At 36.9% G+C, this 26043-nt stretch carries 21 protein-coding genes and 1 pseudogene; 20 read left to right on the forward strand and 2 right to left on the reverse strand.

Features of this window, described 5'->3' with window-relative positions:
• The 14 genes from J2S07_RS13705 to J2S07_RS13765 all read left to right on the forward strand — a co-directional run bounded on the left by J2S07_RS13705 (window position 1) and on the right by J2S07_RS13765 (window position 19346).
• Complete coding sequence (locus J2S07_RS13705; protein ID WP_307150972.1) at window positions 1-1548, forward strand: acyl-CoA carboxylase subunit beta; 1548 nt, start codon at window positions 1-3, stop codon at window positions 1546-1548.
• A 73-nt stretch (window positions 1549-1621) separates the two neighbouring features.
• A complete protein-coding gene (locus J2S07_RS13710; RefSeq protein WP_307150973.1) occupies window positions 1622-2740 on the forward strand; it encodes a tripeptidase T in 1119 nt (372 codons plus the stop codon).
• Between the two features lie 330 nt (window positions 2741-3070).
• Window positions 3071-3544, forward strand: coding sequence for a chemotaxis protein CheW (locus J2S07_RS13715; protein ID WP_307150974.1), 474 nt, complete (start codon window positions 3071-3073; stop codon window positions 3542-3544).
• 209 nt (window positions 3545-3753) lie between these two features.
• Window positions 3754-5022 (forward strand): DNA polymerase IV, encoded by a 1269-nt coding sequence (locus J2S07_RS13720; RefSeq protein WP_307150975.1) that lies wholly within the window; start codon window positions 3754-3756, stop codon window positions 5020-5022.
• 63 nt (window positions 5023-5085) lie between these two features.
• Complete coding sequence (gnd, locus tag J2S07_RS13725) at window positions 5086-6495, forward strand: NADP-dependent phosphogluconate dehydrogenase (RefSeq protein WP_307150976.1); 1410 nt, start codon at window positions 5086-5088, stop codon at window positions 6493-6495.
• 158 nt (window positions 6496-6653) lie between these two features.
• Window positions 6654-11492 (forward strand): DNRLRE domain-containing protein, encoded by a 4839-nt coding sequence (locus tag J2S07_RS13730; RefSeq protein ID WP_307150977.1) that lies wholly within the window; start codon window positions 6654-6656, stop codon window positions 11490-11492.
• A 363-nt stretch (window positions 11493-11855) separates the two neighbouring features.
• The gene (locus J2S07_RS13735) at window positions 11856-13091 is read left to right on the forward strand and encodes an RHS repeat domain-containing protein (protein WP_307150978.1); all 1236 of its coding nucleotides are present in this window, start codon (window positions 11856-11858) and stop codon (window positions 13089-13091) included.
• A gap of 9 nt (window positions 13092-13100) precedes the next feature.
• On the forward strand, window positions 13101-13580 hold the full coding sequence (locus J2S07_RS13740; protein WP_307150979.1) for a hypothetical protein: 480 nt from the start codon (window positions 13101-13103) through the stop codon (window positions 13578-13580).
• A gap of 266 nt (window positions 13581-13846) precedes the next feature.
• Entirely contained in the window at window positions 13847-15547 is a 1701-nt protein-coding gene (locus J2S07_RS13745) for an RHS repeat-associated core domain-containing protein (RefSeq protein WP_307150980.1), read from the forward strand.
• A 13-nt stretch (window positions 15548-15560) separates the two neighbouring features.
• On the forward strand, window positions 15561-15794 hold the full coding sequence (locus J2S07_RS13750; protein ID WP_307150981.1) for a DUF1871 family protein: 234 nt from the start codon (window positions 15561-15563) through the stop codon (window positions 15792-15794).
• 104 nt (window positions 15795-15898) lie between these two features.
• Window positions 15899-16231 carry a hypothetical protein gene (locus J2S07_RS22070; RefSeq protein ID WP_510182029.1) on the forward strand — a complete coding sequence of 111 codons (333 nt, stop codon included), beginning with the start codon at window positions 15899-15901 and terminating at the stop codon, window positions 16229-16231.
• A complete protein-coding gene (locus J2S07_RS13755; RefSeq protein ID WP_307150982.1) occupies window positions 16174-17508 on the forward strand; it encodes an RHS repeat domain-containing protein in 1335 nt (444 codons plus the stop codon). The genes J2S07_RS22070 and J2S07_RS13755 overlap by 58 nt, the downstream gene beginning before the upstream one ends.
• 14 nt (window positions 17509-17522) lie before the next feature.
• A complete protein-coding gene (locus J2S07_RS13760; protein WP_307150983.1) occupies window positions 17523-17735 on the forward strand; it encodes a DUF2768 family protein in 213 nt (70 codons plus the stop codon).
• Between the two features lie 273 nt (window positions 17736-18008).
• The gene (locus J2S07_RS13765) at window positions 18009-19346 is read left to right on the forward strand and encodes an MFS transporter (RefSeq protein WP_307150984.1); all 1338 of its coding nucleotides are present in this window, start codon (window positions 18009-18011) and stop codon (window positions 19344-19346) included.
• 321 nt (window positions 19347-19667) lie between these two features.
• Here the strand turns inward: J2S07_RS13765 and J2S07_RS13770 are convergent.
• Window positions 19668-20324 (reverse strand): annotated as a pseudogene (locus J2S07_RS13770) (glucose-6-phosphate dehydrogenase (NADP(+))); the annotation flags it as partial.
• A gap of 152 nt (window positions 20325-20476) precedes the next feature.
• Window positions 20477-21118: a rhomboid family intramembrane serine protease gene (locus J2S07_RS13775; protein ID WP_307150985.1), complete on the reverse strand. Its 642-nt coding sequence runs from the start codon at window positions 21116-21118 to the stop codon at window positions 20477-20479.
• A 190-nt stretch (window positions 21119-21308) separates the two neighbouring features.
• Here J2S07_RS13775 and J2S07_RS13780 point away from each other — a divergent pair, with 190 nt between their 5' ends.
• From J2S07_RS13780 to J2S07_RS13805, 6 genes are all read left to right on the forward strand, one after another.
• A complete protein-coding gene (locus J2S07_RS13780; protein ID WP_307150986.1) occupies window positions 21309-21524 on the forward strand; it encodes a hypothetical protein in 216 nt (71 codons plus the stop codon).
• A gap of 79 nt (window positions 21525-21603) precedes the next feature.
• Complete coding sequence (locus tag J2S07_RS13785; RefSeq protein ID WP_307150987.1) at window positions 21604-22482, forward strand: McbB family protein; 879 nt, start codon at window positions 21604-21606, stop codon at window positions 22480-22482.
• Complete coding sequence (locus J2S07_RS13790; protein WP_307150988.1) at window positions 22475-23308, forward strand: nitroreductase family protein; 834 nt, start codon at window positions 22475-22477, stop codon at window positions 23306-23308. The genes J2S07_RS13785 and J2S07_RS13790 overlap by 8 nt, the downstream gene beginning before the upstream one ends.
• Entirely contained in the window at window positions 23305-24330 is a 1026-nt protein-coding gene (locus J2S07_RS13795; protein WP_307150989.1) for a YcaO-like family protein, read from the forward strand. Before J2S07_RS13790 ends, J2S07_RS13795 begins: the two co-directional genes overlap by 4 nt.
• A 19-nt stretch (window positions 24331-24349) precedes the next feature.
• On the forward strand, window positions 24350-25423 hold the full coding sequence (locus J2S07_RS13800; protein ID WP_307150990.1) for a YcaO-like family protein: 1074 nt from the start codon (window positions 24350-24352) through the stop codon (window positions 25421-25423).
• Window positions 25424-25583: 160 nt separating this feature from the next.
• Window positions 25584-26006 (forward strand): M16 family metallopeptidase, encoded by a 423-nt coding sequence (locus J2S07_RS13805; RefSeq protein ID WP_307150991.1) that lies wholly within the window; start codon window positions 25584-25586, stop codon window positions 26004-26006.
• Window positions 26007-26043: the final 37 nt, after the last annotated feature.

A 26043-nucleotide genomic window follows, 5' to 3' on the forward strand; every position in this document is an offset into this window, starting at 1 on the left:
ATGGACATCTATGAAAAAATAAATGAACTATATGACAGGCGAAGAGAAGTAGAGCTAGGTGGTGGGGACGAACGGATTGAAAAGCAGCATGCCAAAGGGAAGCTGACTGCGAGGGAAAGAATTGATTTATTAGTAGACGAAGGGACCTTTGTGGAATTAAATCCATTTATTGAGCATCGCTCCCGAGATTTCGGGCTGGAAAACCAAAAGGGACCAGGGGATGGGGTTGTTACAGGCTACGGAAAAGTTAATGGCAGACCGATTTACTTATTCTCTCAAGACTTTACTGTTTTTGGCGGGGCCCTTGGAGAAATGCATGCCAATAAGATTGCGAATGTAATGGACTTAGCCGCAAAAAATGGTGCGCCTTTTGTCGGATTAAATGATTCAGGAGGAGCGAGAATTCAGGAAGGCGTCGTTTCTCTCGATGGCTATGGGAAGATATTTTACCGGAATTCGATTTATTCTGGAGTTATCCCACAAATATCTGTCATCATGGGGCCTTGTGCCGGTGGTGCTGTCTATTCTCCTGCGATTACAGATTTTGTGTTCATGGTGGAAAAAACAAGCCAAATGTTTATTACTGGCCCGAAAGTAATCGAAACGGTAACAGGAGAGAAAATCTCACCGGAGGACTTAGGTGGCGCAAGGGTTCACAATTCAATCAGTGGCAATGCTCATTTCCGAAGTGAAACGGAGGAAGAAATTATTGAAAAGGTCAGATTACTATTAAGCTATCTGCCGCAAAATAGTGAGGAAAAGCCTCCAATACAAGCCGTGGTGGATGAGGATGACTACCGTCCCGACCTCACGGATGTGATTCCTTTTGATGCGATTCGCCCTTATGATGTAAGGGTTGTTATTGAGCAGGTTGTGGATCAAGGTTCATTCCTAGAGGTACATAAAGACTTTGCCAAAAATATTGTCGTCGGTCTTGCAAGGATCAAAGGCGAGGTTGTTGGACTCGTGTGTAACCAGCCGAAATTTATGGCGGGTGGCCTTGATATTGACTCATCGGATAAGTCGGCAAGATTTATTCGCTTCTGCGATAGCTTTAATATTCCTATTATTACCTTTGAAGATGTGACGGGCTTTTTCCCAGGCGTAAAGCAAGAGCATGGGGGAATTATCCGCCACGGAGCAAAGATTCTCTATGCGTATTCTGAAGCGACCGTGCCAAAGCTAACTGTAATTTTGCGAAAAGCTTACGGTGGCGCTTATGTTGCCCTTAACAGCAAATCGATTGGTGCAGACCTCGTTTATGCCTGGCCGAATGCAGAAATTGCTGTTATGGGTCCACAGGGAGCGGCGAATATTATTTTTGCAAAAGAAATTCAAAATAGTGAGGACCCAGAGCAAACGAGAGCACAAAAAATTGAAGAATACCGTGAGAAATTTGCTAATCCATATGTGGCAGCAAGTATGGGCATGGTCGATGATGTGATTGATCCACGGGAAACGAGGATTAAATTAATCCAAGCGCTTGAAATGCTACGCAATAAAAAAGAATCGCGCCCAGCAAAAAAACATGGAAATATTCCTTTGTGATAAAAAATTTGCTGATCCTTTATTTGAAAAGCTATACTAAGATAGGAAGTTAAGACTGGAAGGAGCTACATCGATGATTAATGAAGAAAGATTATTAAATGAATTTTTGGAGCTTGTCCAAATCGACTCGGAAACAAAATATGAAACAGAGATCGCAAAGGTGTTGAAGAAGAAGTTCTCTGACCTAGGCGTGGATGTGTTTGAGGATGATACAACTAGCCAAACGGGCCATGGAGCTGGGAATTTAATCTGTACCCTTGAAGGCAATAAGGGTGGCGTGGATCCGATTTATTTTACCTCTCATATGGATACAGTAGTGCCTGGTAAAGGGGTCAAGCCATCGATCAAAGACGGCTATGTTGTGACAGACGGAACGACGATTCTAGGCTCTGATGATAAAACAGGTCTAGCGGTCATGCTTGAAGTTGTCCGTGTCTTAAAAGAGCAAAACATCGAGCACGGGACCATTCAATTCGTTATTACCGTAGGTGAAGAATCTGGCTTATTAGGTGCCAAGGCACTCGATCCGTCATTAATAAAAGCGAAATTTGGCTATGCTCTTGATAGTGATGGCAAGGTAGGGAATATCATTGTAGCGGCACCAACCCAAGCAAAGGTAAAAGCAACGATTCTAGGAAAAACAGCCCATGCAGGTGTTGCGCCTGAAAAAGGCATTTCAGCGATTACCCTTGCGGCAAAAGCGGTTGCGAAAATGCCACTCGGTCGGATTGATGAAGAAACAACCGCTAATATTGGAGAATTTAAGGGTGTTGGCCCTACGAATATCGTTTGTGACCGTGTAGAGCTTTTGGCGGAAGCGCGCTCCCTTGTACCTGGAAAAATGGAGGCTCAGGTTCAAAAAATGAAGCATGCGTTTGAATCGGTTGCATCGGAAATGGGAGGCAAGGCCGAGGTAGAAGTAGAGGTCATGTACCCGGGCTTTAAATTTGGCGAAGGCGATCATGTGGTCGAGGTAGCTAAGAAAGCAGCTGCCAAGATTGGTCGCACGTCGGAGCTATTAAAGAGTGGTGGAGGAAGTGATGCGAACGTCATCGCAGGCTTCGGCATTCCAACGGTCAATCTTGCTGTAGGCTACGAAGAAATCCATACAACCAATGAGCGGATGCCAATTGAGGAGCTAAATAAGCTTGCCGAGATGGTGATTGCGATTATTGAGGAAGTCAGCAAATAATAGCAATATGAAAGGGAACCCAAGAGGTTCCTCTTTTTTACTTACTTTTTTGCTGTTTCCGCACGGATAGTGGCTCTGGAATGTCCTTAATGCCGGCCATTCCGTTTCATACTAGGCGTGTGATACGAATAGAGTGAGCAGCACTTTTCTCCGTTGTTTTTACAGATAGACTGCATAAACAAGAGTTTTGTCTAATTATTTTTTGTTCAAAAGCAACAACGTTTGAGAAAAGAGCCGATATTTGAGCATTGTCATAGACAAAACTATGATATTATTAGTACGATAGTAGTAGAAAAGTTCTGTATTTACGAAGGAAAAGGAGGGGGATTTATGAACCATTCAAATAAGATAGTGGTTTTTACAGTCGGGAATGAAGAGTATGCAGTTCCAATTGATCATGTCCTTTCGATTGAGAAAGTAGAGGGAATTACCCCCATCCCCCATTTGCCTAGCTATGTTAGCGGAATCATTAGAGTCAGAGGCGAATTAATACCAGTCCTAGATGCAGAAAAAATACTCTACCATCGCTCAATTTCAGCAAGTGATTCGGTTAGAATGATTGTTCTTCAAACCTCTGAAATGTCGTTAGGGATTTTGGTCAGAAATGCAAAGGAAATTCTTGATATACCAGAAGAGCGGATTAAACAGGTAGGATTGGTCGCTTATCAAAAGACCAGTTATTTCTCAGGGGTCGTTAACCTAGAGAGCCGCCTAATCACGCTCATCTCTCCAACGGTTTTAGTGAAATCCCTTGAAGGAATAAGGGAAATTCAAGAATACATGCAAAGCCAAATACAGAAGTAGCCATGAGTTTGGCTGCTTTTTTTCGTTAATATGTTAGGCTGTGCTAATGCTGGATGTTGATTTTAGCCTTATACGTACGTGTGAACGGGTTTTACTCGGTACGAGTAACGTAGAGAACGCGTACGTATAAGGCGTATATAAGATCAACCTTTAACTCAGCATATGTTAAACTATTGTTAATACCTCGTGTAATTGGATGTGTTGTTTACATGAAGAGCATGTATCCGAAAAATGGGCGGGTCATTCTACATGTCGATATGAATAGCTTCTATGCCTCCGTTGAAATGGCTTACGATCCGTCGCTGAAGGGGAAGCCTCTTGCGATTGCGGGAAATCCTGAGGAAAGAAGAGGAATTATCGTCACTTGTAGCTATGAGGCAAGAAGCTATGGCGTCAAAACAACCATGCCATTATGGGAAGCAAAAAAGCTTTGCCCCCATCTAATTGTGAAACGGCCGGATTTTAATCGATACCGGGCGGCGAGCATGGGTATGTTTGAGATTTTGAATCAATTTTCAACTCTTGTTGAGCCCGTTTCTATTGATGAGGGCTATGTCGATATTACGAACAGCTATGAGTGGGGTGCTCCGCCCGAGATAGCTAAGCTCATCCAGCAACGACTGCTGCGTCAGCTTGATTTGCCATGCAGCATAGGCATTGCCCCGAATAAATTTCTTGCAAAAATGGCCTCTGATATGAAAAAACCATTGGGGATTACGATTTTAAGAAAAAGGGATATTCCAAAGGTGCTATGGCCGCTTGAAGTGGGAGAGATGCATGGAGTCGGAAAGAAGACAGCCGAAAAGCTAAACACCATCCATATTCATACGATTGAGGACTTGGCAAAAGCTAATGAGATACAGCTTAAATCCTTGCTTGGCATTAACGGAATCAGACTGAAGGAAAGGGCGAATGGCATTGATAACCGACCTGTTGATCCCGATGCTGTTTCTGATTTTAAGAGCATCGGCAATTCAACAACACTTCCTATGGATGTTGCGAACCAGCAGGAGCTTTTTTCTGTTTTGGAAAAGCTAGCGGAAAAGGTTTCCGTTCGATTGAAGCGGAAGGATGTACTGGCTAAGACGATTGCGATCACGATTCGTTACAAGGATCGTAAAACGATTACAAGAAGCAAGAAGCTATTAAATCCAATTTCTTCGCGGGATGAAATTCTTGGAGCTGCAAAGCAAATTTTCTTGCGGAATTGGTCGGGGGAAGCCGTCCGTCTACTTGGCATCACTGGAAATGATCTCGTCGAGAAGGATCATGCGGTCAAGCAGCTCGATTTATTTTCCTATGAAGAAGATGCCAAAAAAGAGCCGCTCATTGATGCCGTGTCCAAGCTGAAAGAAAAGTTTGGTGCACATATTATCGAGCAAGCAAGCCATCTTACCCAGGAACAAAAGCCGCAAATTGGTACGGATACGAGCTTCAACAAGGATTTCTTATACAAAACGAAAAAAGATACAGATTAGTTGATTTTTTTACCCATTTCATGAAAAACTATAGATGATCTGCTAAAGAAGGGAAGTAACGAAATGACAAAACAACAATTTGGCGTAATTGGGCTTGCGGTCATGGGCAAGAATCTCGCGATGAATATTGAAAGCAGAGGCTACTCTGTTTCCGTCTATAACCGCTCGAGAGAGAAGACAGATGAGATGCTGAAGGAGGTAGAAGGAAGAAATTTCGTTGGAACCTACTCCTTAGAAGAATTCGTTGATTCTTTAGAGAAGCCGCGCAAGATTATGCTAATGGTGAAGGCAGGGAAACCAACGGATGCAACTATTGAACAGCTGAAGCCACTCCTTGAAAAAGGGGATATCTTAATAGATGGGGGCAATACCTTTTTCGTTGATACCCAAAGACGTAACAAAGAATTAAGCGAGCTTGGCATTCATTTCATTGGAACAGGGGTGTCAGGTGGTGAGGAAGGGGCATTAAAGGGACCTTCCATTATGCCGGGAGGACAAAGGGAAGCGTACGATTTAGTTGCTCCAATTTTTAAGGATATTTCGGCGAAGGTGAATGGTGAGCCTTGCACGACCTATATTGGTCCGGATGGGGCAGGCCATTATGTCAAGATGGTACATAACGGAATTGAATATGGGGATATGCAGCTTATTTCGGAATCCTATTTTCTTTTGAAGCATGTACTAGGTCTATCCGCTGACGAGCTCCATCAGGTTTTCTCTGACTGGAACAAGGGCGAGCTTGATAGTTACCTCATTGAAATTACGGCTGATATTTTTAAGAAAATCGACGAGGAAACAGGGAAGCCACTTGTCGATGTCATTCTTGATACAGCTGGTCAAAAGGGTACGGGCAAATGGACGAGTCAAAGTGCCCTTGATTTAGGTGTACCGCTACCACTAATCACGGAATCGGTATTTGCTCGCTTCATATCTGCCATGAAGGATGAGCGTGTTGAAGCAAGTAAAGCACTTAAGGGTCCTGAAACAAAGAGCTTTAGCGGGGATCGAGCAGCTTTCATTGAATCGGTTCGCAAGGCCCTTTACATGAGTAAAATCTGTTCCTATGCTCAAGGGTTTGCCCAGATGAGAGTGGCCTCTGAAGAGTATGGCTGGGATTTGCAATACGGAGAGATTGCCATGATTTTCCGTGGAGGCTGTATTATTCGTGCACAATTCCTGCAGAAAATCAAGGATGCTTACGACCGTGAATCTGGATTAAAAAATCTTCTTCTTGACCCGTACTTTAAGGAAATCGTCGAAAGCTATCAAACGTCTTTGCGGGAGATCATTGGGGTAGCCGTACAAAACGGAATACCGGTGCCATGCTTATCGGCAGCATTATCCTATTATGACAGCTATCGCACCGAAACCTTACCTGCAAACCTTCTCCAGGCACAGCGGGATTATTTTGGAGCCCATACGTATCAACGCATCGATAAAGAGGGAATCTTTCATACGAATTGGATGGAATAATGTATGCAAACTGCTAAATCAGTTTTTGATTTAGCAGTTTTTTTTGTCTTGGAATGACTTCATCAGCCACGTCTTCCCATTAAGTACCATAGAAAGCGGCTAAACAAAGATGCTACAATTTTTCTGTAAAAAAATTGAAAACAGAAAGGGAAGCATCTATGAATCACACAAATTTACCCAGAAAATGGCTTATAGGCCTAATTGCGGCAGTTTTTACTTTTGCCTATATTCCATTTGAAAATTTCCTTGTCTATGCCAAAGGAAACGAGGAGCACCAAGCTGCTAAGAATCAAGAGAACAAAAAGAACAAGGTTCGTAAAGAAGTAGAGAATTTACGAACAGAAAATTCAAAAACATTCCTGAATGAAGACGGAACTTATACGGCAGAAATAGCACAAAGTCCCATTCACTATAAAGATGCAAAAGGAAAATGGAAAGAGATTGATAATACTTTAGTGGATGTGCAAGACAAGGCAGCTGTCGAAAACAAATCCAATAAATTCAAGGTTAAAATAGAAAAAGAGATTAAAGGCGAGCGTAGCATCAGTATTACGGACCAAGATAAATCAATCAACCTTGGACTTGAGTCCATTCAAGAGCAAAATGGAACTAAAGTAATGCCTGTTCAAGAAACAAAAGGAGAGGTAAAAGAAAACTCTATTACATATCCTGAAATTCTTGATGGAGTTAATCTGAAGTATTCAATAGGTTCTGATCGGGTAAAAGAAGACATTATTTACAAAGAGAAACCTGAAGATGGTTTTCCAGAAAAATTCACCTATAAAATGGATCTAGAAGGCTTAGAGGTAAAAAAAGAAGGAGAAATCATTTATCTTCTTGACTCCCAAACGAAAGAGAAACTCTATTATATCGAAGCCCCTTACATGTATGATTCTTATATTCCAAAAGGATATAAATCAAACAAAGGGATCACATCAATTCCTGAAGAAGCAATTTCATACAACATTACTTTAGATTACGAAGTTCAAAATGGGCAACTTTACTTATATATGATTCCTGACCAGGAATGGTTAAATGATAAAAATAGAGTCTATCCTATCACAATTGACCCAACGATTGTAAGAATAACTTCTAGTAATCTGGTAGACGACACGAATCTTCGCAGTGGAGCGCCTACGCAGACTGGTGGGAATGATCTTGAATTAGGAACAGGTCTCTACAAAGATTCTACTCATCAAAATGTTATTCGTTCACTACTGAAATTTAATGTGAGTTCTATCCCACAAAATGTCATCATCACTAACGCTGATCTAAATTTATGGATGTCTTCTGTCAGTAATGATACACCGATTGACATTGGTGCTTATCAGATGACAAAAGCCTGGGAAGAAAATCAAGCAAGCTGGAATTATAGCAAAACTTCCCCTTATACATCATGGAGTGCGAAAGGTGGCGACTATGTTGCAACTCCGATAGACACAGTTGGTGGAATAGGATCACTGCTTGATTTATCCATCAACTTAAAATGGAGTATCCCTGTGAGTCTAGTGAATCGTTGGCTAGCCAATCCAGCATCAAATTATGGGATCCTTATGAAAAGTAAAAGTGAATCACTTAATACTTACAAAAAATTCATTTCGAGTGAACATTCAATAGGAACCGAATATCAGCCACTTCTTGTCGTTACTTATAAGACGGGTGCTAGGTTAGGCATCGAAGATTATTGGAGCTATGATACGCATCCATTAGTCGGAGGAGCCAGCTATACCAATCTGACCACAAGCAACAACGTCATCCAGTATGAAGATTTCTCGGTTCTAGGCCGTGCTGATTCAGGCTTTACTTTCACTAGAACCTATAACAGCAAGGATTTAGAGAAATCAGCCCTTGGATATGGATGGACATTCACTGGTAACGAAAAATTATTTGTAAGCAGCGATGGTATTCAATATTATGATGAAGATGGGACGACACATGAATTTACTTATGATGCCAAGTCATTAACTTATCGAGAGGGAGCAGGAAACTATGAGACGATTAAGGATACTGCTCAAAACACTTATACGCTTTACAATTTAGATGGAACCTCTACCACCTTCAAAATAATGAAGGTAGATTATGATACGGATGTGAATATTGCCTATATTCAGTCTAAAGAGGATAGAAACGGAAATAAAATCAACTACACTTACAATTCCAGCAATCAACTTGTCAAAATAGCAACCGATCTTGGCAATTCTCTATCCAAAGCAGTTGACATCCAATATAATTCAAAAGGGCAAATTTCAAAAATCAGCTATGATGGTAAAGAATTCTCCTACCGATATAATGCAGCTGGATATTTGGAGTATGTGGATCAGCTTAGATATGTAACGGGTGAAAAAACGACAACTCAATTTATTTATAAGAATAATAGAATTGCTACCATTATTGACCCAAATGGAAGAAAAACGGATTACACGTACGAAAATGAGAATTTAGTTAAAGTTCAAGAACCGCATGAAGTGAATGGAGTAAAGGATCCAGCCGATAGACCTGGAACAAATTATACACTGGACCAAGCGGCTAAGATTGCCACAGTTACGGATGCAGAAGATAATACCACGGTTTACCATGTGAATGATAATTATGTGGTAACAAAAGTAACCGATCCATCTGGAAAAGTAACGGAATATAAACTAGATAACAATTATAATGTTCTTACAGAAAACGAGACAGAAGAAGGGGCTAGTAAAACCGTCCAAACGAATACCTATGATCCAAATGGGAACCTACTAACCACAAAAGATGCAGAAGGAAATACCCAGACTTATACGTATACAAATTTCAATTTGGTTTCTACTCATACGGATTCAACCAGCAAGACTAGCACCTATCATTATGATTCAAAAGGAAATTTAAAGGAATCCATTGTCCCGAATAACAATTCAGAGTTCTTAACAACGACTTATTCTTATAATTCTTATGGGGACCTACTATCCATGTCATCCTCGGATGGCATGAAAGAAGAATATAATATTGACTATTCATCTGCCATCAAAACAATCACCCATACGGACCCACATGGAAATAGGACCAAAACCAAGACAGATCTATCTGGGAATGTATTAAGTTACGAGGATGGGAAAGGGAAATCTACTTCCTATCGTTATAATCTAAAAAATGAACTAGAAAAAGTAATTGATGCCAAAAATAGTCAAACGAATTACCAATATGATAAAAACGGAAATCTCTTATCCATCACGAATGCTTTGGGAGCTATCACAAGTTATCAATATAATGGCCAAAATCTCATTGAAAGTGAAACAAATGCCCTTGGGAAAATAACAAATTATTTATATGATGCGAATGGTTCCATCAAGCAGGTAACAAAACCAAATGGTCATATCATCCAATATAATAAAGATGAAGAGACAGGCAGTGAAACGGTTGTCGCTAATGGGAAGACAAAATGGAGATATGTGAAAGATGGTGAGGACCAGCTCATCTATGATGAGAATAATTCCTTGGCAAAAAGAATCACTTATTACGAAAATGGGCTCGTAAAATCCATCGACCAAGGCGATAGTGGCCGAATGACCTCTTTTGAGTATAAAGGGGATGAATATCTTTCAAGCATTAACTTCCCTGCATATTCAGGGCAGAATCAAGTGACCTTTGAACCAAATGATGCCTACAATACGAAAGAAATTAAGTTAAATGACCAGAACTTAGCATCCTTTGAATACAATAAATCGGGTTTACTTCAGTCAATCTTGTTCAATAAAGGTAGTAGAATTTCAAAAGAATACACAAATGGTCGTTTAGCAAGTGAAACGCTAAGTTTATCGGCAAGTCAGGTCTTTAATTCGTATCAATACAATTATGATTCTAATAACTCAATTACCTCCATCCTTTCCAATGAGGGAACAACAAAATATGAGTATGACGATCTAAACCAGTTAACGAAAGAAACTCTTCCTGATGGAACGCAAATGGACTATGGATATGATACAGTTGGAAACCGAGTTTCAAAGAAGATAACAAAAGATGGTGTTACGAAGGAAGTTTCTTCTCAATACAACGAGGCGAATCAATTAGTTCAGGTTGGCGATAAGAAATATGTATACGATGCGAACGGAAATCTCCAATCAGACGGAAACCGTACGTATGAGTACAACGAATTCGACCAATTGGTAAAAATCAAAGATTCCGCTGGCAAAGTACTTGCGGAATATTCCTATGATGAAGAAGGAAGAAGAGTTTCCAGCAACGACAGCCATGGCAAAACCTTCTACACCTATAATGGCAACCAAGTTTTATATGAAGAAGATGAAAATAAGAATGTGATAAAGGGCTACACATACGACGATGACGGTCATCCGCTAACCATGTTTTATAAAGGGATCACATATTATTACTTGACTAATTACCGTGGTGACGTCTTGGCAATGACCGACGAGAGTGGCAAAATTGTGGCTTCTTACACCTATGACGCATGGGGAAATATCCTTACCCAAAGCGGTGAAATGGCAGAAATTAACCCATACCGCTATGCAGGATATCGTTATGATGACGATACGAAATTGTATTATCTAATGGCGAGGTATTATAACCCTGAAAATGGAGTGTTTTTGTCGCTTGATCCAGTTAGAGGGGACTTATTGGAGCCTCAAACTTTGAATGGTTACAACTATGCACATAATAATCCAGTGATGTTTATTGATCCCGATGGCACTAAGGCAAAGTATATAAAAATAAAAAGAAAAATAGTTGCAATTGCTATTGATCTTGCTCTTATTTTCATTCCTGGAATAGTAGCAATAAAATCCGCTATTAAGTTAGGGAAATTACGAAATGTAAGCTCATTTAAACTTAGACAAGTTACTGATGAGGCAATCAAAAGAATACCATATCAAATTATAGGAGCTACAATCACGATGATTGTAAACGGAATTCTTACTGTTTTGGGTAAATCATTTGGTGAAATAATAGCAAATGTACTTGATAGTTTAGATAAAAAATATGATGGTTACATCACAGTTCGATACAAGTAGAGGATTTCATATGTTAGTAATCTTATTTATTATCAATATTATTTTATTGGCTTACAATTTATATAAATTTATAGGCATTAAGAAATATTTAAAGAATGATTTTGATGAGCATGTTCTTCGAAAAATGCTTAGAAGATCTTCTTTTAGATTAACAACATTATTATTTACATTAATAATAATATATGTATTATTAGTTATTTACTGGTGAAACATTTAAGAAAAGAAGCTATTTTTGGCTTCTTTTCTTAAGCATCCTTTGAATACAATAAATCTGGTCTACTTCAGTCAATCCTGTTCAATAAAGGTAGTAGAATTTCAAAAGAATACACAAATGGTCGTTTAGCAAGTGAAACGCTAGGTTTATTGGGAAGCCAGGTCTTTAATTCGTATCAATACAATTATGATTCTAATAACTCAATTACCTCTATCCTATCTAATGAGGGAATAACAAAATATGAGTATGACGATCTAAACCAGTTAACGAAAGAAACTCTTCCTGATGGAACACAAATGGACTATGAATATGATACAGTCGGAAACCGAGTTTCAAAGAAGATAACAAAAGATGGTGTTACGAAGGAAGTTTCTTCTCAATATAACGAGGCGAATCAATTAGTTCAGGTTGGCGATAAGAAATATGTATACGATGCGAACGGAAATCTTCAATCAGACGGAAACCGTACGTATGAGTACAACGAATTCGACCAATTGGTAAAAATCAAAGATTCCACAGGGAAGACCCTAGCGGAATATTCTTATGATGAAGAAGGAAGAAGAGTTTCCAGCAACGACAGCCATGGCAAAACCTTCTACACCTATAATGGCAACCAAGTTTTATATGAAGAAGATGAAAATAAGAATGTGATAAAGGGCTACACATACGATGATGACGGACATCCACTAACCATGTTTTATAAAGGGATCACGTATTATTACTTGACTAATTACCGTGGTGACGTCTTGGCAATGACCGACGAGAGTGGCAGAATTGTGGCTTCTTACACGTATGACGCATGGGGAAATATCCTTACCCAAAGCGGTGAAATGGCAGAAATTAACCCATACCGCTATGCAGGATATCGCTATGATGACGATACGAAATTGTATTATCTAATGGCGAGATATTATAACCCTGAAAATGGAGTGTTTTTGTCACTGGATCCAGTGAGAGGAGACTTGATGGAGCCCCAAACTTTGAACGGGTATAATTATGCGAATAATAATCCGATAATGAATATTGATCCTGACGGAAACTATTGGAAAAATGCATTTTGGAATTCTAAATATTTCCTTTCAAGAGCATTTAATTGGGCAATTTTTACTACGTTAGCAACTATTGGTGGATATACAACAGTATTTTTAAAACAATTGGCTAAAAAGCAATTGTCAAAAGCGAAAGGTCAACTTTTTAATAAACAGTTAAAGAAACAATTGACAAGAAGAGGGATTTCTAATAAAATCGCCAGCAAGGTAGTAGCCATTGTTTCTGTAGCTTTGTCGTTCTATTCATATTTTGCTGATCCAGGTAGTGCAGTGTTTATCTATCTTGATTCAAGAGATAAAAAACCTAATAACGGCTATTTAAATAATTTATGGTGAGGTATTAATATGCTATATCTATTTCTTAATAAAAAAAATATAGAAGTAAAGGCTATAGCAGAGCTACTTTTCACTGATGTTTCAAATGATCCATGGGAGGTTAAAAATCTGACAGAGGAAAAATTAGATTTCTCAATTGAGAGCATTGCGATCATAGATGTTTATTTACAAAGACTAAAAAAGTCTACCTACCTTGAGAAAAATCAAATACGACTTTCCTCAAGAATTGGAGCTTATCTCGGTGAAGTGATTAGAAGAAAACTTTCTACTGTTTATCATTGGTACGATTTTAATGTGATATTCGATAAAATTATTGATTTAGATGAATTTTATGACATCGTGTACCAACAGGAAACTCTATACTCGAGAAGGAAAAGGGACTATATACTTCCGATGTATGAAGTTTTTATGTTTTTTCAAAACAAATCAAGGTATAAAAATATGAGCGCTTATGTTTTAAAAATGTTAATTTCTCGTAACGAAAAATAAGTAATCACTGAAAGAATTCATCTAAACGTGTTCAGCTTGAGGGACATAGGGACAGGTAGAGACCACTGAAAAACGAATCTTAAAAATAAGGTATTGCTAGAAAAATTAAATAAAAAATAAAAACCCCTTGTTATATATATGGCACGAAGAACTATAATAACAGGGGGCTTTTTTAATGCTTATTAATCAAATGGACAACTAGGCATCTATTCATTATTATACGATAAAATTCCGGAACATCTAACAATCAGGATTATGATACGGACGTGAATATTGCCTATATTCAAACCAAAGAAGATAGAAACGGAAAAAAGCTCAATTACACTTACAATTCCAGCAATCAACTTATTAAGATGGCAACCGATCTTGGCAATTCTCTTTCCAAAACAGTTGATATTCAATATAATTCAAAAGGACAAATGCCAAAAACCAGCTATGATGGAAAAGAATTTTCCTACCGATACAATGCGGCTGGATATTTGGAGTATGTCGATCAGCTTAGATATGTAACAGGTGAAAAAACGACAACTCAATTTATTTATAAGAATAATAGAATTGCCACCATTATTGATCCAAATGGGAGAAAAACGGATTATACGGACGAAAATGAGAATTTAGTTAAAGTTCAAGAACCGCAAGAAGTGAATGGAGTAGAGGGTCCTGCCGATAGACCCGGAACAAGTTATACACTGGACCAAGCATCTAAGATTGCCACAGTTACGGATGCAGAAGATAATACCACGGTTTACCATGTGAATGATAATTATGTGGTAACAAAAGTAACCGATCCATCTGGAAAAGTAACGGAATATAAATTAGACCAGTTAACGAAAGAAACTCTTCCTGATGGAACGCAAATGGACTATGGATATGATACAGTAGGAAACCGAGTTTCAAAGAAGATAACAAAAGATGGTGTTACGAAGGAAGTTTCTTCCCAGTATAACGAGGCGAATCAATTAGTTCAGGTTGGCAATAAGAAATATGTATACGATGCGGACGGAAATCTCCAATCAGACGGAAACCGTACGTATGAGTACAACGAATTCGACCAATTGATAAAAATCAAAGATTCCACAGGGAAGACCCTAGCGGAATACTCCTATGATGAAGAAGGAAGAAGAGTTTCCAGCAACGATAGTCATGGGAAAACCTTCTACACCTATAATAGCAACCAAGTTTTATATGAAGAAGATGAAAATAAGAATGTGATAAAGGGCTACACATACGACGATGACGGTCATCCGCTAACCATGTTTTATAAAGGGATCACGTATTACTACTTGACCAATTACCGTGGCGACGTCTTGGCAATGACCGACGAGAGTGGCAAAGTTGTAGCTGCATACACCTATGACGCTTGGGGAAATATCCTCACACAGAGCGGTGAAATGGCAGAAACTAACCCATACCGCTATGCAGGATATCGCTATGATGACGATGCTAAATTGTATTATTTGATGGCGAGATATTATAATCCTGAAAATGGAGTGTTATTATCTGTTGACCCATATAGAGGGGATTTACAAGATCCACTGACTATGAATGGATATAATTATGTCAATAATAATCCAGTGAATTTTGATGACCCAAAGGGCAGTTTAAGAAAAGCTGTTAAAACAGTAATTAATATTGTTGTTAAACAATTAAAAAAATGGTCTAGTAGAGCCAAAGTTGGAACACAAATTGGTAATTTTGGTAAATTAGTTAAAAATCCTAATATTAAATGGACAAGTTCAAGAGAACATGCACTAAACAAATTGAAACAACGTGGTGTAACAGAAGAACAGGTAAAATCATGGATAAGGAATGGAAAAGTAATTCAGCAGGATAGTGAAACTTTTATGTATGTGACAAAAGATGGAGTCGCTATTTTGAATAAAAATGGGGTATTACAGACTGCATACGGAAAAGACCAATTTAAAGATCCAATAAAAAATGCTATAAAACAACTTTATGGGGAATAAGAGAGGTGTAATTATGAATAAGACAAAGCGGATAATAAATGATTGGGACCCCATGAATCTTCTTTCACATGCACCAGATGATGAATATGAGGATGAAATTATTTTAATTAATGATTTCTTGGCACAAACCAGTGATGTAAACCAATTAGCATATGAAATTAAATTCATATTCATTAGGATGTTTGGAAATGACTTTAAAAAAAGTTATGATGATTGCCTTGAGATAGCAAAACAGCTATTAAATTAGTTAAAAATTTTGATTGGCAAATTGCCTTTCATGGGAAGCAAGGGGGCGGGCGGTTCCTTTGCTTCTTTTACATACTGGTAAAAATCAAAGATTCCACTAATAAGATACTTGCGGAATACTCGTACGATGAAGAAGGAAGAAGAATTTCCAGTAACGACAGCCATGGAAAAATCTTCTTTACCTATAATGGTAGCCAAGTTCTCTATGAAGAAGACGAAAATAAAAATGTGGTAAAAGGTTACACATACGATAATGACGGTCATCCGCTGAATATGTTTTATAAAGGAATCACATATAACTACTTGACAAATTACCGTGGCGACGTTTTGGCACTGACCGATGAGAGTGGCAAAGTAGTCGCTTCCTACACCTATGACGCATGGGGAAACATCCTCACACAAAGCGGCGAAATGGCAGAAATCAACCCATACCGCTAGACTATTCAAAAGGTAGATTAGCCAGTGAAACGCTGAGGCTATTGGAGGGTCAGGAAAATAAGTATCAGTACGAGTACGATTCCAATAATTTGATTACGTTAATTATTACTACAGACGGAACAACAAAATATGAGTATGATGATTTAAACCAGTTAACGAAAGAAACTCTTCCTGATGGAACACAAATGGACTATGAATATGATACAGTCGGAAACCGAGTTTCAAAGAAGATAACAAAAGATGGTGTTACGAAGGAAGTTTCTTCTCAATATAACGAGGCGAATCAATTAGTTCAGGTTGGCAATAAGAAATATGTATACGATGCGAGCGGAAATCTCCAATCAGACGGAAACCGTACGTATGAGTACAACGAATTCGACCAATTGGTAAAAATCAAAGATTCGACAGGGAAGACCCTAGTGGAATACTCATATGATGAAGAAGGAAGAAGAATTTCCAGCAACGACAGCCATGGCAAAACCTTCTACACCTATAATGGCAACCAAGTTTTATATGAAGAAGATGAAAATAAGAATGTGATAAAGGGCTACACATACGATGATGACGGACATCCACTAACCATGTTTTATAAAGGGGTCACGTATTACTACTTGACCAATTACCGTGGCGACGTCTTGGCAATGACCGACGAGAGTGGCAAAGTCGTGGCTTCCTACACCTATGATACTTGGGGAAATATCCTCAGCCAAAGCGGAGAAATGGCGGAAGTTAACCCATACCGCTATGCAGGCTATCGTTATGATGACGATACGAAGTTGTACTATCTAATGGCGAGATATTATAACCCTGAAAATGGAGTGTTTCTTTCACAGGATCCAGTGAGAGGGAACTTATTGGAGCCTCAAACTTTGAATGGGTTTAATTATGCGAATAACAATCCGGTAATGAATGTAGATCCTAGTGGAACTATATCCAAAACGATCTCACTCGGATTTAACGGATATATTAAATTTATTATTACCCTTTCAGCGATTAGTATAAAATTTTGTTTAACTGCTGGTTCATTGGTGAATATTGGAATTAGTTTTTCTGCGGGTGGAGCTGCAGGATTTGCAGTAAAAAAGTTTTTACAATGGTACCTATTCCCAACTTTAGCTGCAATAATAACTATTCCAATAGCTCAAGGAGTTGTTAAATCAATTACTAAAAAGACAGCAGGATGGGCTTTCAAGAAATTCACAAAAGGAAAAAATTGGCTAAAAACAGTAGTGTTCGCAACAACAATTCAATTACCTAACCTCTTGATGAGGAGGTAAAGGAGAGAATAAAATTGGTAGCTGAAACTGAATATATAAATAATCCTATAGCTTTTCTTGCTGGAATAATATTTATTTTGATATCGCTTTTTTTGTTTTACCTTGAATCTAGAAGAAATAAAGAAAATTCTAAGTTCTTATTCATTGTGAATAATTGGGAAGCATTTGGATTATTGATACTAGGTTTAGTTCTTGTTTTTTTTGTTATATCAAATATTATTTTTTAATAATTGGATTTATTGAAAGATTATTATAATCTAAATGGTAAAAATGGTATATGAAGCAAGGGAACGCTTCGAGATCACTGGAAAAGTCCCCCTAATTGAAGACTAAATATAGCTCCATTTCCAGATTTAATTGGGAAACGGAGCTTTTTATTTTCAGTCTGAAGACGGAGGAAAAACCCATCAAGAGACTCTAATCCCATGTAGTGCGATTTTTTAAAATAAAGTCAATGAAGAAGATTCACCACATGAGTCGAGTAGGATGGGGGAAGAAATATGGGAACCGTTGGATTTAGAGCATTTTTACTGATTTGGATTGGACAATTATTTTCTGTCGTTGGCTCAGGATTAACATCGTTTGCGCTGGGTGTGTGGGTATTAAAGGAAACGGGGTCTGTCTCCTTGTTTTCGTTCATGCTTTTATCAGCAACCTTTCCAGCAATATTATTCTCACCCTTCGCTGGGGTTATTGTGGACCGTTACAACAGACGAACCATTATGATTGTCAGTGATGCTGTTGCGGGTCTTGGAACATTAACGATGTTCATCTTATACAGTGCGAATATGATGGAAATTTGGCATCTGTTCATCATCCTGTCTATATCATCTGTTGCCAGCTCCTTGCAGTTTCCTGCTTATCAAGCAGCGGTTTCAACTCTCGTATCGAAGGAGCATTTGGGTAGAGCCAGTGGAATGGTTCAGGTCGCTGATTCGATTTCAATTATTGTAGCACCAGTTCTAGCAGGCTTTCTGTTAAACATTATTGGGATTCGTGGCATCGTCTTAATCGATTTTGCTACTCTCTTATTAGGGATCACCGCCCTGCTTTTCGTGAAAATCCCACATGTTCAAAAACCAAAAGAAGCAGAGGATAAGAATTCCATTTGGAAGGAAGCGGCCTTTGGCTGGAGATATATTGCGGAGCGTCCTGGACTTAAATTTCTATTGATCTTTTTTGCTATATCCAATTTCCTTCTCTCCTTCTTTAATATTTTGCTCCAACCTTATATTTTGTCCTTTACAAACGAAAGGGTGCTCGGCCTTGTCCTCTCTTGCTTTGGAATCGGCATGCTCCTTGGTGGGGTTTTGATGGGTGTATGGGGAGGACCGAAGCAAAGAATAAAGGGACTACTTGGATTTGGATTGCTGTCAGGGCTAGCCTTGACATTAGCAGGGGTCGAATCATCTGCTCTTCTAGTTGCCATTTCGCTAGGTTTGACGGCATTTTTTATGCCACTGACAAACGGGTGCAGTCAAGTCATTTGGCAGAGTAAGGTGCCGCTTGAGGTTCAGGGAAGAGTATTTGCTTTAAGAAGAATGACGGCTTTATCACTCAGTCCCGTTGCATATGTACTAGCAGGTCCTTTGATTGACTATGTGTTTGAGCCAGCGATGCTGGAGAACGGCATTTTGGCGAGTTCAGCAGGTCTCCTATTTGGAGTTGGAGAAGGTAGAGGGATGGGTCTATTTATCACAATAATAGGGCTAGGATGGGCATTGGCATCGATTTTTGGGTACTTAAATCCTCGGGTAAGGAATCTGGAAACCGAGCTTCCTGATCATGATGCTACCATCGAAATGGTGAATGAGCCACTCGTGCAGGTGAGTGAATAGGAAAGAGGGATTTTCATAAGAAACAATCATGTTCTTCCGTTCACAACCCTGAATAAATATAATAGCTAGTTTTGAAGATTCTTTCTTGAGTAGTTTTTAGTAAAAAAAGTCTTCATATAGGCAATGAAGACCCCAAATGATGTAGTATCAAGATAAAGAGGTCTTCATGAAGGTAATTCACTTCACTTTTGCCTGGTTCTTCTCATGGAATAGCTCATCGGTTGGTATACCTGATTGAGCCTTTCTCCTACCTTTTGGAGCAACAGCGAAGAGAAGGTATACCAACCGATTATTCTAATAATAGGTAAAGTATCGTATTAATTAGCAGTTATCTACTTCTAAATTAGTGATTGGCCACCAGAAAAAGCCGTCTTTTTCAAGAAGCTCATCGGCACACTTCGGTCCCATCGTTCCAGCAGCATAATTAGGGAAATTCTCTTCAATGGTATTTTCCCACACATGCGAAATCTTATCGGTAAAGCTCCATGAGAGTGCTACCTCATCCCAGTGGGTGAAGTTAGTCGCATCTCCGCGCATGCAATCGTATAGTAGTTTTTCATAGGATTCAGGGGTATTATAGCCATTCATTCCCTTGTTCGCATAATTGAGTTTAATTGGAGTTGCGACTTCATTCTGCCTTGCCTTTTTGGCATTTAAATGAAGTGTAATGCCTTCCTCAGGCTGAATGTGAATGACAAGCAAATTCGGATTGAGCGGCTCCTCCGGACGGTAATACAAGTTCATCGGGATATCCTTAAATTGAATGATGATCTTTGTCGACTTTGCTTCCATTCTTTTTCCCGTTCGGATATAAAAAGGTACACCGGCCCATCGGAAGTTGTCAATTAAGAGCTTTCCAGCGACAAAGGTTTCTGTGTTGGAATGCGCGTCTACCATTGGCTCTTCACGGTAGCCCGGAACCTCGTGACCATCAATCGTTCCTGCTCCATATTGACCACGGACAAAAAACTCCTTCACCCCCGATGATACTATAATAAAATAATCCTAGAACGCAAAAATCTTTTAAATGATAGAAAAGGAAACGGATTTACAGTGTTTCCATTTTATTGTTCTTATTTTACCAAATGCAAAGTTGCATAAATTTTGGCGAGCTTATTATGGGAAAACTCTTATGTAGTATTTAACTTTGCTGTATACAAATCTAATAATTCTTCTCCCCCTTTTCTTTTAAATAATGAGATGATAAACGCAATTATTATACCACTAATAAATCCACCAACATGTCCAGAAATTGCTAAGTTGGGAATACTAATAGTAAAAATAAGACTGAAAAACAAAAGATATAGAATGAACTTTTTATCATAGGGGGATATCTTACTAGGGTACCTAAGGAGTAAAAACGCTAATATACCGATCAATCCGTACCCTGCTCCGGAAGAACCTACTAAAGGGTATGCCCCATCAAAAAAATAATAAATAGACATACCTGCACAAATAGATAGTATTAAAAATACAATTAAAAACAAAACGCTACCGTAATATTTTTCAATTGGTCTTGCTAATATGATTAGAATTGGAATGTTTATAATATAGTGAAATAAACTCATATGAGCAAAACTATAGGTAATAAATCTCCATATATATCCGCTCTCAATTAATTCTTTATCTAATCCTCCCAGTATAATAATAGAATCCTCAGTAAACCCCAAATATATTTGAAGAATAATAACAACACTACACAAGCATACTATTAAACTTGTTATAGGATAGTATTTTAAGAAAAGATTAAAGTTAATTTTAATAGAAAACATATATATTATCATCACCTTACTAAAGTTTATTAATATTTCCATTTTATAGTATTTATTTCAATATAGCAATTATTTTTATAAAAATAAAAAAATTATAAATTAATTGTTTACTTTTATAATATTTTGTAATAATCTATAAATGCATCCAGTTTATTACATAAAAGTAAAAACAAAAGGGGGGTGAAAAACTATGAACGACATTACTACTAATGGTGACAGACCAGAATTGGAAAAGAATGTTTCGAGTGTTACAGGAGAATTAAATTCTTCTTCTGAGTTTGGAATTGGAATTGTAACTGGTACGCAAGAAATTGAAGCAGATTGGAGTTTGTGTATCACTTTATGTTGTTGTAGTTGTAGTGGCGGTGGTGGCGGCGGCTCATCGCAACTACAAAAAACTAGATAACTTATAACTAATAATTTTAAGCATAAAGCTGCTGTATTTTCTTTAAATATCAGCAGCTTTATACATAGGGGTTGAACTTATGAAAAAGTACAAAGTAAAGAATTTTGTTTATCATACTCTTCCTTCGAAGGAAGTTGTTGTGCAAAATCAAAAAGGAGTAGTTAAGATCACCAATCAAAGCCTTATTAGACTAATTAGTGATATTGATAAGAACCAGAAAAATTTTATTTTTCACGAAGAACTTGCAGGCTATATGTATGAAAGTACAGACGCCGCTATAAATTTTTTGAAACAGTATGGAATAATTGAAAGTTTCACAGAGTCAATTAACTTTAATGTTAAACGCTTACAAATAATTTCAAATAACTCCATTGTGGAAGAACATCTAATGCATAGTTTTAACTTGTTAAAGAATGAACAAATAATTGAAGTTATAAATAATAGAGACCTCAAAGCAGATTTCTTTGAAAATGACTTAGTGATCGTTTTTTTAAATCCTTATGACAAACAAATTGTTGAGCAAATTTTCAACAAGTTAAAGAATAATGGCAATTGTTTACTATTAATGACTTATATGTATAATAACCAGTTTTATATCGACAACTTATATTCTCCTAAATGGAAGAATCCTTGTCATAAATGTCATATGGGATTTATCGAATCTCAACTACGTATTTCTGATAGTGGAAACCTATCATATCAGGCACTAATTGATATCTTATATCATGAAGATAATAGTTTTAAAGTGGAATCCCAAATATCAACGATTACACTTTTAAATATTATTACACTTATTTTTAATCGGTTAGATAAACTAGTATTCCGTACTAATGGCAATATATTATTTTATGGTGAATCTTTAGAAGATATAAATTCATCAACTATGTTTGATCCCCAAAATAAAAAAATCTACAATGATACAAGTATTCACTGGGAGCTGTGTGACTGTTATGAGTAAAACAGAGAATAAAATTAAGCCAGAAATAACTAATAAAACAGAGTATTGGGATATTAATTTATCAAAAATTACAGATGCAAATTTAATAGATGAGGTTATCAAGTTTCATCAAGGTACTACTATCATAAAGAGGGACAATAATAGCAATCCTTATAACATTGATATTATCAAATGGCTTAGTAATACTGAACATACAGATGTATTACCAAATTTATATATTTCTGAACACCCATTAATTCCTTTTGATTGTAATAATCAAGGGAGTATTCGAGAATTTAACATAAACGAGGAGTTGAATTTTACCACTCTTTCTAGAATTATTAAGAATACCTTTGGAAGAACAAATGAAAAAAAATCGAAAAGACATCCATCTGCTGGGGGACTATATCCCGTTATACCAGTGATTTGTATACTAAATACATTTACTGAAGCTATTCTCACTCGGGGGGCTTATGTCTATGATTCCTATAGTCATTCTTTAAAAAAAATTAAAGAATGGACAGATAACGAATACTACGAATTTGTTAATGTCTTAAACCCATGGGAAAAAGGGGCTCTATTTTCAAACTATTTGATTGCATATGCAATAGATATTAAAAGGGCTGTAGCTAAATATAAGAAAAGAGGCTATAGGCAAGCACTAATTGAATTAGGCACTATGGATCAAGCATTTAAAGAATCCTTAATAGAAGAAAATCAAAACTTAGGTGAATTTAGTTATTCTGCTTTCGATGATAATGCTCTAACCTATCATTTAGGATTAAATCCTAGGACGTGTCCTGTTGCATTAATTCAGTGGTTTGGTAAGCGTGGTGTTAAATCATGATCCATATAAACGAATGTTCAATGGCCTATAATGTCCCAACTAAAAAGTTTTCATTGGATAAATTTTACAAAAGTTATACATATATAGGCACTATTAAAAAAGGTAAATACCTCGGTCCAACTGGAAGTAATGCATTGTCTAGTGATAAAACTTTGGCAATGAAGAAATCATTATCAGAAGCGGTTGAAAGAAAGGCCCTTATGGCAGGAGGAGTTATTGATGCTGAAGGCTATTGTCCTACTTACGATTTAATACAAAATAAAATTTCAAGTTTAAGTCACGAATTCACTTCTTATAGAATAACCACACCACATATAATTGACTCTACTGGAACTTCTGCTCATATAAATAGTCAACTAGCTTTGCAAAAAGCACTTGAGGAATTATTAGAAAAGAATTCATTGTTTTTGTTTTGGTATGGGAGAGAAGGATGGAAACTTAGGTTAGAAGATTACGAATATCATCCACTTTTTAATCAAATTATCAAGGAAGGTTATGATTTATTAGTCTTTCTTAATGTAAGTTTTCCTCCGTTGTATACAGTGATTGTCGTTATCTATACTGGTAATTTAATCATTTCTACTGGTATATCAGCTTCATTAGATTTTAATCTAGCCCTAGATGCAGCTATTAGAGAAGCGTATCTGCTAAAATGGGAAAAACATGGGTTAGATTTAAGAATTCAAACTAGAAGTAATAGAGATGATTTAGAGTATCTAAATCATCTAATGAATTTTGATTATTTTGATAAGGAAAAAAAATCCACAGAATATTATATATCCAAGAAAAGTTACCTTGAAGATCTATTAGAGTGTATTCCTAAATGGGTTTCAAATCTACACACTTTTGTTCTAAAAAATACTACATTTCCCAATTTAACCTGTATTAAAGTTTTTTCTACAGATTTATACAATCATTTGCCGCAAAAAAAATACTTAGATTTAAATCAAACTATTAATAAAATGACATTAAACATTAATGAGGAACAACTAATTAAAATATGTAATTGTATCATAAAATAAACAATTTAAGGAGTTTATTATGTTACTTAAATCTTATCAGAAAGGGACACCTTTTATTGGGGAAGTTTTTAAAATTGACAGATCGGTCTTCCGAAACCAAATAAAACAAGCACACCTTACTTCTGCTTCTAACTATTCAATTGTCGGCCATAATGGCAATCTTAATCTAAACCATGTCATAAAGTCTGCGATGGGCGAATGGATTGAGAGGCTCTCCTTATTTTATGATAGGTACTTAAGCCAAGAATTCATTCCTGCAGTAAATTTAATAAATGGAGAAATAATAGAGGTAGAGAAAGGTAGAATTATTTTTAAAGAAAAAGAGATGTTTAACGACTCTTGTGGAGTTGCTTCTCACTTAGTATCTAAAAAAGTGATCCGTTCTAGTTATTATGAATTCTTTGAAAGGCAGAGCTTAATCTATAATTGGATTACTGAGTCAAAAGGGACAATAATTGATTATTCAGATATAAATCATCCAATTATAAATCATCTTATTGAGACGAACTATAAATTTATTGATGAATTATATTTGTTTGATATATCCCTTCATAAGTCAATTAAAGTAGTTCTCGCTCTAGGTTTTGGTGAGAATTATAAAACCGTTGGGTTAAATGCAAGTTTTAATAGTAAACAAGCTATTATTGGAGCGTTAGAAGAATCTATTCAGACATTTGCTCCCAACTGGACAAAAGGGTATATAAATTCATTCTATACTAGTGAAAACAAACGAAAAAACTTTGATATGTATTTACAATTATATATGGATTTAACACCACAAGAATTTAAGCGTAAATACAATTACCTAATAAATAGTGAAGAAAAGGTAAAAATAGTTAATTATTTGGAACAAAGCCAGGAATTCTCAGTCAATGCTATGAAGAGAGTAGCGGATGATTTAGATTTGCATCCATATTGTGCCTTTATTCCTTCTTTTTACGATGGATTATCCACAAAAATTATTAAAATCTTTTCTCCAAATGGATATCCACATATGCATCCACCGTTTTTTTCTGAAGAAGAGACATCGATTACCTTTAATAAACAAAATGAGAAGTTTCCGAACGCATACATGGAAATACCTTTCCCATAGTCAAATGAGGATACTTGGAATTTGGAGTTCGAAATTATTTATTTAGTAATATAAAAAGCAAAGTTTCACCAAGCGTATATTAATTGAGTTGAAAAATAGGTAAATCAGCTGGATGATAATTTGAAAAATGATTTTACAATTAATCTGCTAGGGGTATGATATGAGAATAGCTCAGTTACACAATGGAATAAAAATAGTTTATGATAATTTAGATTTATTTGGAACGGTTTCTTTCGGGATATTTTTGGGAAAGGGTTCAAAGCATGAGAAGGATTATGAACATGGTATCACACATTTTATAGAACATATGCTTTTTAAATCTAACATTTCTTTTCTTAAAAGTAGTTCCATAGATAATATAGAAAAAAGAGGAGCATTAGTAAATGGTTTCACAACTAAAGAATTTATATGTGTCCATACTAAAGCATTGAAATCAGAAATTAAACCAATAATAAATTTATTGTTTGATATGTTTTTTTCCCCGTTATTTCTTAATGATGAAATCAATATAGAAAAAAAAGTAATGCTTCCTCGCTATTTAGTGTTTAGTTTAAAATTTCATAAAGCAGTCTATACTGGGTAAAAACTATTAGATACCCTAGGAGTTGATAGCTTTATGA

Source organism: Anoxybacillus andreesenii (assembly GCF_030813005.1).
GTDB lineage: Bacteria > Bacillota > Bacilli > Bacillales > Cytobacillaceae > Robertmurraya > Robertmurraya andreesenii.

Bases quoted from the DNA above. Each gene is read 5' to 3' on its own strand.
- J2S07_RS13705 (WP_307150972.1), top strand. From the start codon at position 1: ATGGACATCTATGAAAAAATAAATGAACTATATGACAGGCGAAGAGAA.
- J2S07_RS13710 (WP_307150973.1), top strand. From the start codon at position 1,622: ATGATTAATGAAGAAAGATTATTAAATGAATTTTTGGAGCTTGTCCAA.
- J2S07_RS13715 (WP_307150974.1), top strand. From the start codon at position 3,071: ATGAACCATTCAAATAAGATAGTGGTTTTTACAGTCGGGAATGAAGAG.
- J2S07_RS13720 (WP_307150975.1), top strand. From the start codon at position 3,754: ATGAAGAGCATGTATCCGAAAAATGGGCGGGTCATTCTACATGTCGAT.
- gnd (WP_307150976.1), top strand. From the start codon at position 5,086: ATGACAAAACAACAATTTGGCGTAATTGGGCTTGCGGTCATGGGCAAG.
- J2S07_RS13730 (WP_307150977.1), top strand. From the start codon at position 6,654: ATGAATCACACAAATTTACCCAGAAAATGGCTTATAGGCCTAATTGCG.
- J2S07_RS13740 (WP_307150979.1), top strand. From the start codon at position 13,101: ATGCTATATCTATTTCTTAATAAAAAAAATATAGAAGTAAAGGCTATA.
- J2S07_RS13750 (WP_307150981.1), top strand. From the start codon at position 15,561: ATGAATAAGACAAAGCGGATAATAAATGATTGGGACCCCATGAATCTT.
- J2S07_RS13755 (WP_307150982.1), top strand. From the start codon at position 16,174: ATGGGGAAACATCCTCACACAAAGCGGCGAAATGGCAGAAATCAACCC.
- J2S07_RS13765 (WP_307150984.1), top strand. From the start codon at position 18,009: ATGGGAACCGTTGGATTTAGAGCATTTTTACTGATTTGGATTGGACAA.
- J2S07_RS13775 (WP_307150985.1), bottom strand. From the start codon at position 21,118: ATGTTTTCTATTAAAATTAACTTTAATCTTTTCTTAAAATACTATCCT.
- J2S07_RS13780 (WP_307150986.1), top strand. From the start codon at position 21,309: ATGAACGACATTACTACTAATGGTGACAGACCAGAATTGGAAAAGAAT.
- J2S07_RS13785 (WP_307150987.1), top strand. From the start codon at position 21,604: ATGAAAAAGTACAAAGTAAAGAATTTTGTTTATCATACTCTTCCTTCG.
- J2S07_RS13790 (WP_307150988.1), top strand. From the start codon at position 22,475: ATGAGTAAAACAGAGAATAAAATTAAGCCAGAAATAACTAATAAAACA.
- J2S07_RS13795 (WP_307150989.1), top strand. From the start codon at position 23,305: ATGATCCATATAAACGAATGTTCAATGGCCTATAATGTCCCAACTAAA.
- J2S07_RS13800 (WP_307150990.1), top strand. From the start codon at position 24,350: ATGTTACTTAAATCTTATCAGAAAGGGACACCTTTTATTGGGGAAGTT.
- J2S07_RS13805 (WP_307150991.1), top strand. From the start codon at position 25,584: ATGAGAATAGCTCAGTTACACAATGGAATAAAAATAGTTTATGATAAT.